The 16,469-nt window shown below is 60.8% G+C and carries 14 protein-coding genes; 5 read left to right on the plus strand and 9 right to left on the minus strand.

The window, feature by feature from the left end; translation table 11 throughout:
- Window positions 1-2: 2 nt before the first annotated feature.
- On the minus strand, window positions 3-2,258 hold the full coding sequence (locus ACR0BA_RS16530) for an NADP-dependent malic enzyme (protein WP_480729036.1): 2,256 nt from the start codon (window positions 2,256-2,258) through the stop codon (window positions 3-5).
- A gap of 160 nt (window positions 2,259-2,418) precedes the next feature.
- Between ACR0BA_RS16530 and mutS the strand changes: the two genes are divergently transcribed.
- Window positions 2,419-5,034 carry a DNA mismatch repair protein MutS gene (mutS, locus tag ACR0BA_RS16535; RefSeq protein ID WP_480729090.1) on the plus strand — a complete coding sequence of 872 codons (2,616 nt, stop codon included), beginning with the start codon at window positions 2,419-2,421 and terminating at the stop codon, window positions 5,032-5,034.
- 35 nt (window positions 5,035-5,069) lie between these two features.
- Here mutS and ACR0BA_RS16540 read toward each other — a convergent pair whose 3' ends face one another.
- Both ACR0BA_RS16540 and hrcA read right to left on the minus strand, forming a co-directional pair.
- Window positions 5,070-5,633 (minus strand): nucleotide exchange factor GrpE, encoded by a 564-nt coding sequence (locus tag ACR0BA_RS16540; protein WP_093963902.1) that lies wholly within the window; start codon window positions 5,631-5,633, stop codon window positions 5,070-5,072.
- Window positions 5,634-5,643: 10 nt separating this feature from the next.
- Window positions 5,644-6,708 (minus strand): heat-inducible transcriptional repressor HrcA, encoded by a 1,065-nt coding sequence (gene hrcA, locus ACR0BA_RS16545; protein ID WP_170342649.1) that lies wholly within the window; start codon window positions 6,706-6,708, stop codon window positions 5,644-5,646.
- Between the two features lie 113 nt (window positions 6,709-6,821).
- On the opposite strand from hrcA, the gene rph reads away from it, so the two are divergent.
- Genes rph through ACR0BA_RS16565 form a run of 4 tightly spaced genes read left to right on the plus strand, consistent with a single transcriptional unit; the run spans window position 6,822 to window position 9,646 of the window.
- Window positions 6,822-7,535, plus strand: coding sequence for a ribonuclease PH (rph, locus tag ACR0BA_RS16550; RefSeq protein WP_170433554.1), 714 nt, complete (start codon window positions 6,822-6,824; stop codon window positions 7,533-7,535).
- Window positions 7,532-8,146 carry an RdgB/HAM1 family non-canonical purine NTP pyrophosphatase gene (rdgB, locus tag ACR0BA_RS16555; RefSeq protein ID WP_480697721.1) on the plus strand — a complete coding sequence of 205 codons (615 nt, stop codon included), beginning with the start codon at window positions 7,532-7,534 and terminating at the stop codon, window positions 8,144-8,146. The genes rph and rdgB overlap by 4 nt, the downstream gene beginning before the upstream one ends.
- Window positions 8,136-9,290 (plus strand): radical SAM family heme chaperone HemW, encoded by a 1,155-nt coding sequence (gene hemW, locus ACR0BA_RS16560; protein ID WP_170361110.1) that lies wholly within the window; start codon window positions 8,136-8,138, stop codon window positions 9,288-9,290. The genes rdgB and hemW overlap by 11 nt, the downstream gene beginning before the upstream one ends.
- Before the next feature lie 2 nt (window positions 9,291-9,292).
- Window positions 9,293-9,646, plus strand: a complete 354-nt coding sequence (locus ACR0BA_RS16565; protein WP_170361108.1) for a YbaN family protein — start codon at window positions 9,293-9,295, stop codon at window positions 9,644-9,646.
- Here ACR0BA_RS16565 and ACR0BA_RS16570 read toward each other — a convergent pair.
- From ACR0BA_RS16570 to rho, 6 genes are read right to left on the minus strand one after another with little or no spacing between them, the layout of a single operon-like run.
- On the minus strand, window positions 9,636-10,532 hold the full coding sequence (locus tag ACR0BA_RS16570) for a ParB/RepB/Spo0J family partition protein (RefSeq protein ID WP_170596659.1): 897 nt from the start codon (window positions 10,530-10,532) through the stop codon (window positions 9,636-9,638). The genes ACR0BA_RS16565 and ACR0BA_RS16570 overlap by 11 nt on opposite strands.
- A gap of 20 nt (window positions 10,533-10,552) precedes the next feature.
- Window positions 10,553-11,356: a ParA family protein gene (locus ACR0BA_RS16575; RefSeq protein WP_480729039.1), complete on the minus strand. Its 804-nt coding sequence runs from the start codon at window positions 11,354-11,356 to the stop codon at window positions 10,553-10,555.
- Window positions 11,349-11,972, minus strand: a complete 624-nt coding sequence (gene rsmG, locus ACR0BA_RS16580; protein ID WP_480729041.1) for a 16S rRNA (guanine(527)-N(7))-methyltransferase RsmG — start codon at window positions 11,970-11,972, stop codon at window positions 11,349-11,351. Before rsmG ends, ACR0BA_RS16575 begins: the two co-directional genes overlap by 8 nt.
- Window positions 11,969-13,837, minus strand: a complete 1,869-nt coding sequence (gene mnmG / locus ACR0BA_RS16585; protein ID WP_480729043.1) for a tRNA uridine-5-carboxymethylaminomethyl(34) synthesis enzyme MnmG — start codon at window positions 13,835-13,837, stop codon at window positions 11,969-11,971. The genes rsmG and mnmG overlap by 4 nt, the downstream gene beginning before the upstream one ends.
- Window positions 13,838-13,849: 12 nt before the next feature.
- The gene (gene mnmE / locus ACR0BA_RS16590) at window positions 13,850-15,136 is read right to left on the minus strand and encodes a tRNA uridine-5-carboxymethylaminomethyl(34) synthesis GTPase MnmE (RefSeq protein ID WP_480729045.1); all 1,287 of its coding nucleotides are present in this window, start codon (window positions 15,134-15,136) and stop codon (window positions 13,850-13,852) included.
- A gap of 31 nt (window positions 15,137-15,167) precedes the next feature.
- Window positions 15,168-16,439, minus strand: coding sequence for a transcription termination factor Rho (rho, locus tag ACR0BA_RS16595; protein ID WP_170364342.1), 1,272 nt, complete (start codon window positions 16,437-16,439; stop codon window positions 15,168-15,170).
- Between the last annotated feature and the right edge of the window lie 30 nt (window positions 16,440-16,469).

Consider the following 16,469-nt stretch of genomic DNA (forward strand, 5'->3'; position numbering starts at 1 on the left):
GATCACGCCATGTCGCACGAGGCCAGGATGGCCATGTTCAGGATGTCATTCGCGGTCGAGCCGGTCGAACAGATCTGGATCGGCTTGTCGATGCCGGTCAGGATCGGGCCGATCACCGTGGCTCCGGCCATCTCCTGCATCAGCTTGGTGGAAATCGAGGCCGAGTGCCGCGCGGGCACGATCAGGATGTTGGCCGGCCCGGTCAGGCGGCAGAAGGGATAGGCCTCTTGCTGGTGGGCATTCAGCGCCACGTCGACGGTCATTTCGCCTTCGTATTCGAAATCGACGCCGCGCGCCTCCAGCACTTGCGGGGCTTTGTACAGCTTTTCGGTCCGCTCGGAGACCGGATAGCCGAAGGTCGAGAAGCTGACGAAGGCCACCCGAGGCTCCAGCCCCATGTGGCGGGCAACCGTGGCGGCGCGTTCGGCAATCGTCGCCAGATCGTTCTCGTCGGGCCATTCATGCACCAGCGTGTCGCCGATCAGCACAATCCGGCCCTTGTGTAGCAGCGCGGTGATCCCGGCGGCGCCATGGGCGGCGTCGGCGTCGAACACATGGCTGATGCGGTCCAGCACATGCGCCGATTTGCGGGTGGCCCCGGTCACCAGACCGTCGCCGTGCCCATGCGCCAGCATCAGGGCCGAGAACACATGCCGGTCGCGCGCGGCCAGGCGGTGGATGTCCTTGCGATCAAAGCCTTTGCGTTGCAGTCGCTGATACAGAAAGTCCTTGTAGGCATCGAGATGCGTGGTGTTGGCGGCGTTGACCACTTCCAATTCGCGCACCGCGTCGCCCAGACCGGCGGCTTCCAGCTTGGTCTTCACGTCGTCGGGCCGGCCCACGAGCAGCGCCTTGCCGAAGCCCGACCGCTGATACATCACCGCCGCGCGCAGAACCCGCGGATCGTCGCCCTCGGCAAAGATCATCCGGCTTTGCGCCGCGCGGGCCCGGGCGTTCAGGCCACGCAGAATGCTGGCGGTCGGGTCCATACGCGACTTGAGGCTCAGCTCATAAGCCTCCATGTCGATGATCGGCCGCCGGGCCGCGCCGGTGTCCATCCCCGCCTTCGCGACGGCCGGCGGAATGCGATAGATCAGGCGCGGATCAAACGGCGTGGGAATGATGTAGTCGCGCCCGAAGGTCAGCGATTTGCCATAAGCCAGCGCCACCTCGTCGGGCACGTCCTCGCGCGCCAGACGCGCCAGCGCGTGGGCGCAGGCGATCTTCATCTCGTCATTGATGGCGCGGGCGTGAATGTCCAGCGCCCCGCGGAACAGGTAGGGAAAGCCCAGAACGTTGTTGACCTGGTTGGGGTAGTCGCTGCGCCCGGTGGCCACGATCGCGTCAACGCGCACCTCGTGCGCCTCTTCCGGGGTGATTTCCGGATCGGGGTTGGCCATGGCGAAGATCACCGGATTGTCGGCCATGCTGGCGACCATCTCCTGCGTGACCGCGCCTTTGACGGATACGCCCAGAAACACGTCTGCGCCCTTCATGGCCTCTTCCAGCGTGCGCAGCTCGGTCGAAATCGCATGCGCCGATTTCCACTGGTTCATCCCCTCGGTCCGGCCCTGGTAGATCACGCCCTTGGTGTCGCAGACGATGCAGTTGTCATGCCGGGCGCCCATCGACTTGAGCAGTTCGATACAGGCGATCCCCGCCGCCCCGGCCCCGTTGAGGACGATCTTCACATCCTCGATCTTCTTGCCCGAGATGTGCAGCGCGTTGATCAGCCCCGCCGCACAGATCACCGCCGTGCCGTGCTGGTCGTCGTGAAAGACGGGGATGTCCATCTCTTCCTTCAGGCGCTGTTCGATGATGAAGCACTCGGGCGCCTTGATGTCTTCCAGGTTTATGCCGCCGAAGGTCGGCCCCATCAGCTTGACCGCGCGACAGAATTCGTCGGGGTCCTCGGTGTCCAGTTCGATATCGATCGAGTTCACGTCGGCGAAGCGCTTGAACAGGACCGATTTGCCCTCCATCACCGGCTTGGACCCCAGAGCGCCCAGGTTGCCCAGCCCCAGAACCGCCGTCCCGTTCGAGATCACGGCCACAAGGTTGCCCTTGTTGGTATAGTCATAGGCGGTCTCGGGGTTTTCGGCGATGGCTTCACACGGAACCGCCACACCGGGGCTGTAGGCCAGCGACAGATCGCGCTGCGTGGTCATGGGAACGGTGGCCTGCACCTCCCACTTGCCGGGGGTGGGTTCCAGGTGAAAGGCCAGCGCCTCTTCTTTGGTGATCTTCGCTTTGGGCATTTTGACGGTCGGTTCCATGACTTCGGGGCTTTTCGCCTCATACCGCAGGCGCGGGCGCGCCTCAACGACTATGCGATTTCACCTTTCGTCGCGGTTGGGGGATTTGTAAGGTCGCGCCGGAATACGCCAGAGGGGAGCAGCCTTGTCCAACGTCACGCCGATGATGGCGCAATACCTGGAAATCAAAGAGGCCCACAAAGACGCCCTGCTGTTTTACCGCATGGGCGATTTCTACGAGATGTTCTTTGAAGACGCCGTGAACGCCGCAGAGGCGCTGGACATCGCCCTGACCAAGCGCGGCAAGCACAATGGCGAAGATATCCCCATGTGCGGCGTGCCGGTGCATTCGGCCGAGGGCTATCTACTGACGCTGATCCGCAAGGGCTTTCGCGTCGCCGTCTGCGAGCAGATGGAAAGCCCGGCCGAGGCCAAAAAAAGAGGCTCTAAATCGGTGGTAAAGCGCGATGTCGTGCGCCTCGTCACCCCCGGCACCCTGACCGAGGACGCCTTGCTGGAGGCCCGCCGCCACAACTTTCTGGCCGCCTATGCCGAGGTGCGCGACGAGGCCGCGCTGGCCTGGGCCGACATCTCGACCGGGGCGTTTCACGTGATGCCGCTGACCTCGGTTCGCCTCAGCCCCGAGCTGGCCCGGCTGGCCCCGTCCGAGCTGATCGTGGCCGATGGATCCGAGGCCAATCTGCGCGACACGGTCCAAGACCTGGGCATCGCGCTCACCCCCATCGGGCGGGCCAGTTTCGACAGCACTGCGGCAGAAAAACGCATCTGCGGGTTGTTTCACGTGGGCACGCTGGATGCGTTCGGCAGCTTCGGCCGGGCCGAGATTTCCGCCATGGGCGCGCTGATCGACTATCTGGAAATCACGCAGAAGGGCAAATTGCCGCTGCTGCAGACGCCGATGAAAGAATCCGAGGATCGCGTCGTGCAGATCGACGCGGCCACCCGCCGCAACCTTGAACTTACGCGATCTTTGTCGGGCGGACGGGCCGGATCGCTGCTGTCGGTGGTGGATCGGACCGTGACCCCGGGCGGCGCGCGCCTGTTGGAACAACGGCTGTCCAGCCCCTCGCGCAACCTGGATGTGATCCATGCGCGGCTGGACGCGGTCGATTTTGCCGCGCAGGACAGCCTGATCGCCGCCGATCTGCGCGAAGCCTTGCGCAAGACGCCCGATCTGGACCGCGCCCTGTCGCGCCTGTCGCTGGAGCGCGGTGGCCCGCGCGACATAGCCGCCATCCGCAACGGGCTGGCGCAGGCGCAGGCGATTGCCGAGATCTGCGCCGGTCAGGACCTGCCGGTGCTGCTGGCGACCGCGGTGCAGAACCTCGTGGGCTTCGACGATCTGCTCGACCTGCTGGATCAGGCGCTGGTCGCCGACCCGCCACTGCTGGCGCGCGATGGCGGCTTCATCGCCCCCGGTTTCGACGCCGAGCTGGACGAGGCCCGCACCCTGCGCGACGAAGGCCGCTCGGTCATTGCCGGGTTTCAGCAGAAATACGCGGAACATACCGGCATCGCCTCGTTGAAGATCAAGCACAACAACGTGCTGGGCTATTTCATCGAAACCACGGCCACCCATGCCGAAAAAATGCTGAACCCGCCGTTTAGCGAGACCTATATCCACCGCCAGACCACCGCCAACCAGGTGCGGTTCACCACGGTTGAGCTCAGCGAGATCGAAACCCGCATCTTGAACGCTGGCAATTTGGCGCTCGAGATCGAAAAGCGGCTCTATCAAAGGGTTTCTGACGAAATTCTGGCACAAGCTGCCCGCATCAACCAGGCCGCGCGCGGGCTGGCCGAGTTGGACCTGACCACCGCGCTGGCCGATCTGGCGCGAGGCGAGAACTGGTGCCGCCCGCAGGTGGACAGCTCGCGCGCCTTCGACATCGTCGCAGGCCGCCACCCGGTGGTGGAACACGCGCTGCGCCAGCAATCCGGTGATGCTTTCATCGCCAATGACTGCGACCTCAGCGCAGAGGACGGAGCGGCCATCTGGTTGCTGACCGGTCCGAACATGGCGGGTAAATCGACCTTCCTGCGCCAGAACGCGCTGATCGCGCTGCTGGCGCAAATGGGCAGTTTCGTTCCAGCCGAACGCGCCCATATCGGACTGGTCAGCCAGTTGTTCAGCCGCGTGGGCGCCTCCGACGATCTGGCGCGGGGCCGGTCGACCTTCATGGTCGAGATGGTCGAAACCGCGGCCATCCTCAACCAGGCCGATGACCGGGCGCTGGTGATCCTCGATGAGATCGGACGCGGCACCGCCACCTATGACGGCCTGTCCATCGCCTGGGCCACGCTGGAACATCTGCACGCCGCCAACCGCTGCCGCGCCCTGTTCGCCACCCATTACCACGAACTGACCGCGCTGGCCGGCAAGCTGGAGGGCGTCGAAAACGCCACCGTCGCGGTCAAGGAATGGGAGGGCGAGGTGATCTTCCTGCACGAGGTCCACAAAGGCGCGGCCGACCGGTCTTATGGCGTGCAGGTCGCGCAACTGGCGGGCTTGCCGGCTTCGGTCGTCGAGCGCGCACGGGTGGTTCTGGACCAGTTGGAGAAGACCGAGCGCGAGGGCGGCAAGCAAAAAGCGCTGATCGATGATCTGCCGCTGTTTTCCGCAGCACCGCCCCCGCCGCCACCGGTTGCGAAGGCCTCGCCAATCACCGACATGCTGGACCAGATCCTGCCGGACGAGTTGACCCCGCGCGAAGCGCTGGACCTGATCTACAAACTGAAAGAGGCGGCCAAATCCTGACCGCCCCATTCAATTGTCAGTGAAGCACTGGCCCGTCAGCTGGCCGGGGTCGAGCTGACCCCCACCTGCGCCGGACGCAGCAGGCGGTCATGCAGCATGAACCCTTCGGCCGAGACCTGGATGATCTCGCCCGCTTTGGTGCCCGGCACAGGGGCTTCGAACATGGCTTCGTGCAGATTCGGGTCGAACTTGTCGCCAACCTCGGGTGTGATCACCTCGATCCCGTGTTTCTGGAATACGTCCTTCAACACGCGCATGGTCAGCTCGACACCTTCGATCAGGCCGGCTGCGACCTCTTTCTGCTCGTCCGTAGCCGCCTCGAGCGCTCGTTTCATGTTGTCGTAGACCGGCAGCATGTCGCGCGCCAATTTGGACCCACCATACTGTTCGGCCTCACGGCGGGCCCTGTCGCCACGCTTGCGTGCGTTTTCCGCATCCGCCAGGGCGCGCATGAACTTGTCGCGCAACTCGTCGCGCTCGGCCTTCAGGGCATCCAGTTCCAGCGCTTCTTCGCTGATCTCGGCCATCTCCTCGGCCAGTTCTTCCGCCTCGGCAGTTGCAATGTCGTCCAGAAAGTCTTCGTTCTTCGGCTCTGCCATCTTTTACCCTCTAGCTCCGATCGGAAATCAGTTTCCCAACCAGTTGCGCCGTATAGTCCACGATCGGCACGATCCGCCCATAGTTCAGACGGGTCGGCCCGATCACGCCAACGGCGCCGATTATCTTTCGATCAGCGTTCATATAAGGAGACACCACCAAAGAGGAACCCGAAAGTGAGAAAAGTTTGTTCTCCGAGCCGATAAAAATGCGCACGCCTTCGCCTTCCTCGGTCAATTCGAGGAATTCGGCTATGTCACGCTTGCGTTCCAGATCGTCAAACAGGACCCGGATTCGCTCCAGCTCCTCTTCCTGACCGGTGTCGCCCAGCAGATTCGCCCGACCACGCACGATCAGACGCGCCGAGTCCGACGCCTCGCCCTCCCAGGCCGCAAGGCCGCTTTCCACAAGCTCGCGGGCCAGCACGTCGATCTCTTGCCTGCGCGCCGCAATCTCGGTCTGGATCATCCGGCGCACATCGGACAGTTTCCGGCCCTCGATCAGGGCGTTCAGGAAATTGGCCGCCTCACGCATCGAACTGGGCGTCTGACCCGGTGGTGGCGTGAACAGCCGGTTCTCCACATGGCCATCTGCGAAAACCAATACCACCAGGGCCCGGTCATGGCCCAGGGAAACGAACTCGATATGCTTGATTTCGGATTCGTGCTTGGGTGTCAGCACCAGCGACGCGCCATGCGTGACGTTCGACAAGGCGGCCCCGACGCGATCCAGCATACCGCTGACATCACCGGAATTGCTGCCCAGCGTCTCATCCAGCTTCTTGCGGTCGTCCTCGCCCAGGTCGCCAACTTCCAGCAGGCCGTCGACGAACATGCGCAGCCCAACCTGTGTGGGCACCCGGCCGGCGCTGACATGCGGACTGCCCAAAAGGCCCAGAAACTCGAGATCCTGCATGACATTGCGAACCGTTGCCGCGCTGACTTTTTCACTGAGCGACCGGCTGAGGGTGCGGCTGCCGACAGGCTCGCCGCTTTCCAGATAGCTTTCGACGATCAGGCGAAACACTTCCCGCGACCGGTCGTTCAACTCGTCCAGAATTTTGCTCGCTTCACTCATCGGTGGTTCCCTTGCTGGGTGGTCATTAAATAGCTGCCAACAGAAAGGTCAATCGGGGTTGCATCGCTGCCATGCCGGGCGTTATCCCCAAGCCAGCAGACAAAGGATATCTCATGCGACCCTCTGGACGAGATTTAAGCGAAATGCGCCCGGTTTCAATCGAGACCGGGTTTACCAAACATGCCGAAGGTTCCTGCCTGATCAAGATCGGCGACACCCATGTTCTGTGTACCGCCACGATCGAGGATCGCGTGCCGCCTTTTATCAAGGGGTCGGGCCTGGGCTGGGTCACCGCCGAATACGGCATGCTGCCCCGCGCGACAAACACCCGGATGCGGCGTGAGGCCGCCAGTGGCAAACAGGGTGGCCGGACCGTCGAGATCCAGCGCCTGATCGGCCGCGCCCTGCGCGCCGGGGTCGACCGCGTCGCCTTGGGCGAACGCCAAATCACCGTGGATTGTGACGTGCTGCAGGCCGATGGCGGCACCCGCTGCGCCTCGATCACCGGCGGCTGGGTCGCGCTGCGGCTGGCGGTGAACAAGCTGATGAAGGCCGGCGACGTGATCTCGGACCCGCTGGTTGATCCGGTCGCCGCCGTATCCTGCGGCATCTATGCCGGCCAGCCCGTTCTGGACTTGGACTATCCCGAAGACAGCGAGGCCGGCGTTGACGGCAACTTCATCATGACCGGTTCGGGCAAACTGATCGAGGTGCAGATGAGCGCCGAAGGTTCCGTCTTCAGCCGCGCGCAGATGGATCAGCTGATGGAACTGGCCGAAAAAGGAGTGTCCGAGCTGGTGGCCGCGCAAAAGGCCGCCACCGCATGACCCGCCGGTTCGAAGGTGATCGGCTGTTAGTGGCCACGCACAACAAAGGCAAGCTCGAGGAGATGGCCCATCTGCTCGAGCCCTTTGGCGTGACCGTCGTGGGCGCGGCCGAGATGAACCTGCCCGAACCCGAAGAGACTGAGGACACGTTCGTCGGCAACGCGCGCATCAAGGCCCACGCCGCCGCACAGGCCACCGGCCTGCCCGCCCTGTCCGACGATTCCGGCATCACCATCGATGCGCTGGACGGCGCGCCGGGCGTGTACACCGCCGACTGGGCCGAAACCGGAAATGGCCGCGATTTCCTGATGGCCATGACCCGCGCCCACACCGAGCTTGAGGCGCGCAACGCCCCGCATCCTCGCACCGCCCAGTTCCGCTGCACGCTGGTACTGGCTTGGCCCGACGGCCATGACGAGGTGTTCGAGGGCGTCGCACCCGGTCATCTGGTCTGGCCGATCCGCGGCAAGGACGGGTTCGGCTATGATCCGATGTTCGTCCCTGAAGGATTCGTCATTACCTTTGCCGAGATGGATCGCTGGGAAAAGAACAAGATCAGCCATCGTGGTCGCGCGGTCGAGCTGTTCGTGAAAGGCTGCTTTGGCGGATGATTGGCGCAACGGGGGCTTTGGCCTGTACGTGCATTGGCCCTTTTGCGAGGCCAAGTGCCCCTATTGCGATTTCAACAGCCATGTTTCCAGAAATATTGATCAAAAACAATGGCTTGACGCCTATCTGTCTGAACTGAAGCGCGCGGCCGCCGAAACCCCCGACCGGGTTCTGAACACGATATTCTTTGGAGGCGGCACCCCATCGCTTATGGCGCCCGAAACCGTCGCCGCCGTGATCGACACCGCCCGCAGCCTTTGGCGGCCCGCCAATGACATGGAAATCACGCTCGAGGCCAATCCCGGCTCGGTCGACGCCGGACGGTTCGCCGCCTATCGCGATGCCGGTGTGAACCGGATCTCGATGGGCATTCAGGCGATGAATGACGAAGATCTGCGGCGGCTGGGCCGCATCCACAGCGTGGCCGAGGCACGCGCGGCCTTCGACATCGCCCGCACCTGTTTCGACCGGGTCAGCTTTGACCTGATCTATGCTCGCCAGTACCAGACGCTTGAAGCCTGGCGCGCCGAGCTGACCGAGGCGCTGTCGATGGCGATCGACCATCTGTCGCTGTACCAGCTGACCATCGAGGCCGGCACCGCATTCGGCGACCGCTACTCTGTCGGCAAGCTGCGTGGCCTGCCCGAGGACGACAACGCAGCCGATATGTATCTGGCCACGCAAGAGATCTGCGAAGCCCACGGCATGCCCGCCTACGAGGTGTCGAACCACGCTGTTCCCGGGGCCGAGTCTCGGCACAACCTGATCTATTGGCGCTATGGCGATTATGTCGGCATCGGACCGGGCGCACATGGAAGGATCACGGTGAACGGCCAACGGATCGCAACCGAAACCCATTTGGCTCCGACCGCGTGGCTGAATGCTGCCACGCAAGGAAATGGCGAAAAGCTGCGGACCCCGCTGACTGCCGAAGAACAAGCGAATGAATACCTCATGATGTGCCTTCGCTTGACTGAGGGTTTAGATATGGACCGTTTCAATTGCCTGTCCGGGCACCCTTTGCCGCAACGCAAACTGGGCTACCTGCAGGACATCGGAATGATCGCCCAAGACGGCCCCCGCGTTTCCGCCACTGCTGACGGCCGCGCGGTTCTCAATGCGGTGATCCGTGAGTTGCTGGATTAGTCATGCACTATTTGTGGGCCACATTTGGATTGCTCTGCGTCGCCTTGGCCATGATCGGCGTTGCCCTGCCCCTGCTGCCCACCGTTCCGTTCCTACTGTTGGCCGCCTTCTGTTTCGCGCGCTCTTCTTCCCGTCTGCACAACTGGCTGATGTCTCACCGAACCTTCGGCCCATTGATCCTTGATTGGCAAACCTCGGGCGCGATCCGGCCAGCCGCAAAAAAGGCGGCGACCCTGTCGGTTGCCGCCGTCTTTGGTTTGTCGGTTCTGGTCTCTGTGCCCAGCCATGTCCTGATTATTCAGGCCGTGACCTTGGGCGCGGTGATGATCTTTATCTGGTCACGCCCTAACGGCTGAGCTTTGCGCAGAGATCATCCAGTTGATCCAGGTTTTCATAGGTCAGCACGACCTGCCCGGTCTCGGTTCCGGGCTTGTGGTTGATGACCACCTTCATCGCCAGAATCGCGGAAAGGTCTTTTTCCAAAACCCGCGTATCTGCGTCCTTGCCTGCATTGAGGTCACGCGACCGCGGTGCGGGACGATCTTTGTCGCCCTGTTGCTGCTTCTTGACCAGCGCTTCGGTCGCGCGGACTGACAAGCCGTCTTTCACGACAATTTTTGCCAGTTCGGACGGATTATCCGCAGTGATAAGGGCGCGCGCGTGTCCGGCCGAGATTTTACCTTCAATAACAAGGGCTTGAACGTCACCCGGCAGTGACAAAAGCCTCAGAAGGTTGGCAATATGGCTGCGGCTTTTGCCCAGGGCTTCGGCCAACTTTTCCTGGGTGTGGCCGAACCGATCCATCAATTGCTTGTAGCCAGCGGCCTCCTCCACGGCGTTCAGATCAGCGCGCTGGATATTCTCGATGATGGCGACTTCAAGTACTTCGGTGTCGTCAAATTCGCGCACGACGACCGGAATGTCGTGCAACTGTGCCATCTGCGCGGCACGCCAGCGGCGCTCACCCGCCACGATTTCATATTCACCGCCGCCGACCGGGCGAACGATCAGGGGCTGGATGATCCCTTTCTCTTTGACCGAGGCAGCAAGCTCGTCCAGTTGATCCTGCGAGAATGTACGGCGCGGCTGATTCGGGTTAGCCCGCAGCTTCTCGATCGGAACCTTCATGTCCGGCCGACGTGGTTCGGCCGTAACCCGGCCCTCAGGATCCTGTGATACATCCGCCATCAAGGCGGACAAGCCGCGCCCCAATCCGCGAGGTTTTCCTTTTCTGGCGCTCACTTCGCCCTCCTGACAGCCGCTCAGGCAGCCACTTTCTTGTTCTTTTGCATGATTTCGCGTGCCAGATGCCGGTACGCCATCGCCCCCAGAGACCCCGAGTCATATTGAAGGACCGGAAGTGCAAATGACGGCGCTTCGCTGACCCGGACATTTCTGGGTATCTTGGTTTTAAATACCATCTCTCCCAGATTGTCACGCGCATCATTTTCGACCTGCCGGGACAAGTTGTTGCGGTTGTCATACATGGTCAACACAATACCTTCGATTCTGAGGTCTGGATTCGCGGACTGGCGAACCTCTCGAATCGTCAGCATCAGTTGCGACAGGCCTTCCAGCGCAAAGAACTCGCTTTGCAACGGAACCAACACCGAATGCGCCGCCACCATTGCGTTGACTGTCAGCAGATTGAGGGACGGCGGACAGTCGATCAGAACGAAGTCAAAACCGAACTTGTCGATCGCCGGTTGCCTGAGCGCGTCGTGCAGCAAGTAGCTGCGTTTTTCATTCGATATCAGCTCAATATCTGCCGAGCTGAGGTCAACCGTGGCCGGAACGATACTGAGGTTTTCGATTTCGGTTTCCTGTACGACAGCCTCCAAGGGCGCCTCGTCCAAGATCAAATCATACGTGGTCCAATCACGATCCTCGACTCCAAGCCCGGTGGACGCATTTCCCTGCGGGTCCAGATCCACGACCAGAACCTTGCATCCCGCCTCGGCCAAACCCGCCGCCAGATTGATCGCTGTCGTGGTCTTGCCAACCCCACCCTTCTGATTGGCAACCGCCATGATACGAGGTCCTGCAGGGCGCGACAGATCAACCACGTGAGACTCCTTTGATCTTCAGGATGACAGCCTGGGGGTCAGTTAAACTATTAGCCGTCTCCGTGGTGAAATTCCATTCCCGTTGTGCCGCGTCGATTTCTTTTTTCCAGGTGGCGCCTTTGGGAAACACGGCCACTCCATCTTCCTTTAAATGCCTGTCACAAAATGACAATAAAGTCGTCAGGTCCGCGAGCGCCCTTGCGGACAGGACATCAGCGCCCAAGGGATCAACAGCCTCAATCCGCTTTGAAATCACCGAGCAGTTGGCCTTGGTTTCACGGATGACGGTGCGCAAAAACGCCGATTTTCTCTGATCGCTCTCAACCAGGGTAAATTCCGTCTCAGGCGAAGCTTCAGAGGCCAGTATCGCGCAGACCAGCCCCGGAAATCCTCCACCGCTTCCCAGATCGACCCAGTGATTCCTTGGCTCAACCAAATGAAAGACCTGGATCGAGTCCTTTACGTGCCGCGACCAAACCTCAGGCAGAGTGCTGCGCGAAACCAAGTTAATCTTTGGATTCCACTTCCGCAGAAGATCGACAAAGATTGACAGCTTTTCGAATGTTTCACGTGAAACATTCAAGCTATCAGGCGAAGCGCACGAGTCGCCGTTCATGCCTTTTTCGCTCTCTGACTGCTTCTGAGTTTTGCCAGTACCAAGGTCAAAGCAGCAGGCGTAACACCCTCCACGCGGCTCGCTTGGGCAATGTTTGCCGGTCGGGCGACTGACAGCTTCTGCTTCAACTCATTCGAAAGGCCTGTGAGCGAGGAATAGTCAAAATCCGCAGGTATAGCATGGGTTTCGTCGCGCTTCATGGCTTCGACGTCTTGTTGTTGCCGAGCTATGTAATTGGCGTACAGCGCGTCCCTTTCGATCTGCCGACGGGTGTCTTGGTCGACATCCTCCAACTGCTGGATCAGCGGCACAAGGTCCTCGAAGCACACGTTCGGAAACGCCAAGACTGCCATTCCGTCCCTGCGGTTACCATCCTGATTTACTTCGATGCCAGCTGCGCGGATTTCCTTGGGTGTATAGGTCCGTTCGGTCAGTACTGACTTCACAGCATCCAGCTTTTCCATTTTTGTTTCAAAAGCCAGGCGACGATGATCCGATATACACCCAATTTCCAGGCCTTGCGGCGTAAGGCGTTGATCCGCATTGTCCGCGCGCAAGGACAGACGGAATTCGGCGCGCGAGGTGAACATCCGATACGGTTCCGCTACACCCCGTGTGGTCAGATCGTCAATCATCACACCAATATAGCTATTGGCTCGGGTAAAATGAATTGCATCTCGCCCCTGAACTTCCAGCGCGGCATTCAGGCCTGCGACTAAGCCCTGAGCGGCCGCCTCCTCATATCCTGTGGTTCCATTGATCTGCCCCGCAAGATATAGTCCTGGGATATCCGGCAAGGCCAAGGACGCGTTCAACACACGCGGGTCCACATAGTCGTATTCAATGGCGTAGCCCGGCTGCAGGATCTCTGCAGACTCAAGGCCTTTGATGGATCGGACATACTCGACTTGGACATCCTGCGGCAGCGAAGTCGAAATCCCGTTTGGATACACCGTGTGGTCATTGACCCCCTCAGGCTCCAGGAAAATCTGATGAGAGTCCTTGTCCGCAAACCGAACGATCTTGTCTTCGATCGAAGGGCAATATCGCGGCCCCACTCCCTCGATATGCCCCCCATACATCGCAGAGCGACTCAGGTTCTTCTCGATGATTTCATGGGTTTGCGCGTTCGTGTGAGTAATGCCGCAAGATATCTGCGGCGCTACCGGTGTTTTGGACAAGAATGAGAACATGGTCGGGTCATCATCACCATCCTGCCGTTCCAATCCGTCCCAGTCGATCGTGCGTCCATCAAGTCGAGGAGGCGTTCCTGTTTTCAGCCGCGCCATCGGCAGGTCATAGCTATCCAACCGCTCAGCCAGTCGTACAGATGGCCTGTCGCCCATACGGCCTCCGGGCCTCTGAACATCGCCGATATGGATCACGCCCCGCAGAAACGTTCCCGAGGTCAGAATAACCGCTTTCGCCGGGATTTCAGATCCGTCGGACAGAACCACCCCGGCAACGCGATGGCCGTCCATTCGGAAATCTATGACTTCTCCGGTAATGACTTCGAGGTTCTTGCGCGCCTTTGTTTCCTGTTGCATTGCAGCCCGGTACAGCGCGCGGTCGGCCTGCGCGCGGGGCCCTTGAACGGCGGGCCCTTTACGGCGATTCAGAAGGCGGAACTGGATTCCCGCCCGGTCTGCAACCCGCCCCATGACGCCGTCCAGCGCGTCGATCTCTCGAACCAGGTGGCCTTTTCCAAGTCCACCGATCGCCGGATTGCACGACATGACACCGATGTCGGTTTCCGAAAGTGTCACCAAAGCTGTCTGCGCACCCATCCGGGCCGCGGCATGGGCCGCCTCGGCCCCCGCATGCCCCGCTCCGATAACGACGACGTCAAACTCCGAATGTTTCACGTGAAACACTCCTCATTTACCCAAACAAAAGCTGGCGAATATTTCGTCCAGCAGATTTTCCACATCTACTCGACCGACCAAAGACTCCAACGCGCGGATGGCGGTTCGCAGCTCTTCTGCTGCAATATCGTACAGGTCCGGGCCGGAATCCAGAACCCTGAGCGCTTCGGACAGAGCGGCCGAGGATTTCAGCATTGCAACACGATGGCGTTCCCGGGTAGCAATACCAGAAATTGCGGTTCGCTCTTTCAGAACCACCGATATGTTGTGGATCAGGCGGTCTATTCCCTGACCTGTCTTCCCCGACACACCATCGGTCCCGTCTGAACGAAGGTCGGATTTCGGCAAAACCTGGATGTCGCCGGATTGCATACCGATTCCCAAAGCTTGCGGGTCCTCGGTCAGAAATACGCGAAGGTCGGCATTTTCCGCCCGCTTTCTGGCCAGAGCGATCCCAAGACCCTCGACGTGATCCTCAGTTTCGCGCAACCCGGCCGTATCCAACAGCGTGACCGGCAAGCCTGCCAAGTCCATCCGCACCTCGATAATATCTCGGGTGGTGCCAGCATATTCCGAAGTAATTGCCGCCTCCCGGCCCGCAAGCGCATTCAGCAAGGTCGACTTGCCCGCGTTCGGTGGGCCTACGATAGCCACTTCAAAGCCGGAGCGAATCCGCTCGGCAATCCTCACGCCCTTCGCCTCCCGCTCCAAATCCGCCATGACAGCGGTCACAAGAGATCGGACTTCGGGTGACACATCCGTTGGCACGTCTTCATCGGCAAAATCAATGACGGCCTCCAGCAATGAGGCCGCCCGGATCAAATCCCGCCGCCACCGTTCCGCCAGATCGCCCAATTCGCCGGCCAGGATGGTCTGAGCCTGCTTGCGCTGTGCCTCGGTCTCTGCGTCGATCAGATCGGCCAAGCCTTCGACCTGGGCAAGGTCCATCTTCCCGTTTTCAAGAGCACGCCGGGTAAACTCTCCCGGCTCAGCGAGTCGCAGATCCGGCATTTCGGACAGGACGCGCAGAACCGCGTTGACCGAAGCCGTGCTGCCATGGATCTGCAGCTCGGCCACATCTTCGCCGGTAAAGCTGGATGGACCGTGGAAGGTCAGAACCAGCCCGTCATCCAGGCGCGACCCGTCAGGTGCCCGCAACTCACGCAGGCACATGCCACGCAACGGCAAATCTCCACCCGACAGAACCTTGGCCGCGTGGTGCGACTGCGGTCCTGACAGGCGGATAACAGCAACCCCTGCCTTGCCTTGCGCGCTGGCCAAGGCGAATATCGTATCCATTCGAAGGCCTCGCGTCGGTTACAAGACCGTATCAGGTATTCATCGAGTCGAAGAACTCGGAATTGGTCTTGGTCTGTTTCAGCTTGGACAACAGGAACTCGATCGCGTCGGTTGTGCCCATCGGGTTGAGGATACGGCGCAGAACAAAGGTTTTGGCCAGATCGCCCTTGTCGACCAGCAGGTCCTCTTTCCGGGTGCCGGACTTGAGGATGTCGATGGCCGGGAACACCCGCTTGTCTGCGATCTTGCGATCCAGAACGATCTCCGAGTTACCTGTGCCCTTGAATTCTTCAAAGATCACTTCGTCCATCCGGCTGCCAGTGTCGATCAGCGCGGTGGCGATGATGGTCAGCGAACCGCCCTCTTCGATGTTCCGGGCCGCACCGAAGAACCGCTTGGGCCGCTGCAGGGCGTTGGCATCGACACCACCGGTCAGAACCTTGCCCGAGGACGGCACTACAGTGTTAAACGCCCTACCAAGTCTTGTGATCGAGTCGAGAAGAATAACAACATCTCGTTTGTGCTCGACCAGGCGCTTGGCTTTTTCGATCACCATCTCGGACACGGCGACGTGGCGGGTCGCCGGTTCATCAAAGGTCGAGGATACCACCTCACCCTTCACCGAGCGCTGCATGTCCGTCACCTCTTCGGGGCGTTCGTCGATCAGCAGGACGATCAGGTAGCATTCCGGGTGGTTGCGCTCGATCGAGTGCGCAATGTTCTGCAGGATCACCGTTTTACCGGTCCGCGGCGGCGCCACGATCAGCGACCGCTGGCCCTTGCCGATCGGCGCGACCAGGTCGATCACACGAGCGGATTTGTCCTTGATGGTCGGATCTTCGATCTCCATCTTCAACCGCTCATCCGGATAGAGCGGCGTCAGGTTGTCGAACAGGATCTTGTGCTTGGCCTTTTCCGGGTCTTCGAAGTTGATCTTGGTCACCTTCGTCAGCGCAAAATAGCGCTCATTCTCGTCCGGAGCCTTTATCTCACCCTCGACCGTGTCGCCGGTGCGCAGCGAATGCTGGCGGATCATGTCGGGCGAGACATATATGTCATCCGGGCCGGGCAAATAGTTCGCCTCGGGCGAGCGCAGAAAGCCGAAGCCGTCCTGCAGCACCTCAAGCACGCCGTCGCCGCCCACGGTCCAGCCCTCGTCCGCGCGTTCGCGCAGAATCTGGAACATCATCTCGCCCTTGCGCATGGTCGAGGCGTTTTCGATCTCGAGCTCTTCGGCCATGGCCAGAAGGTCTTTGGGGCTTTTGGCCTTCAGATCGGCCAGATTCAGGGATTCGGTTGTCATGATGATACGGACCTTGGCCGCAAGGGTGCG

This window comes from Ruegeria sp. CI5, assembly GCF_056536885.1.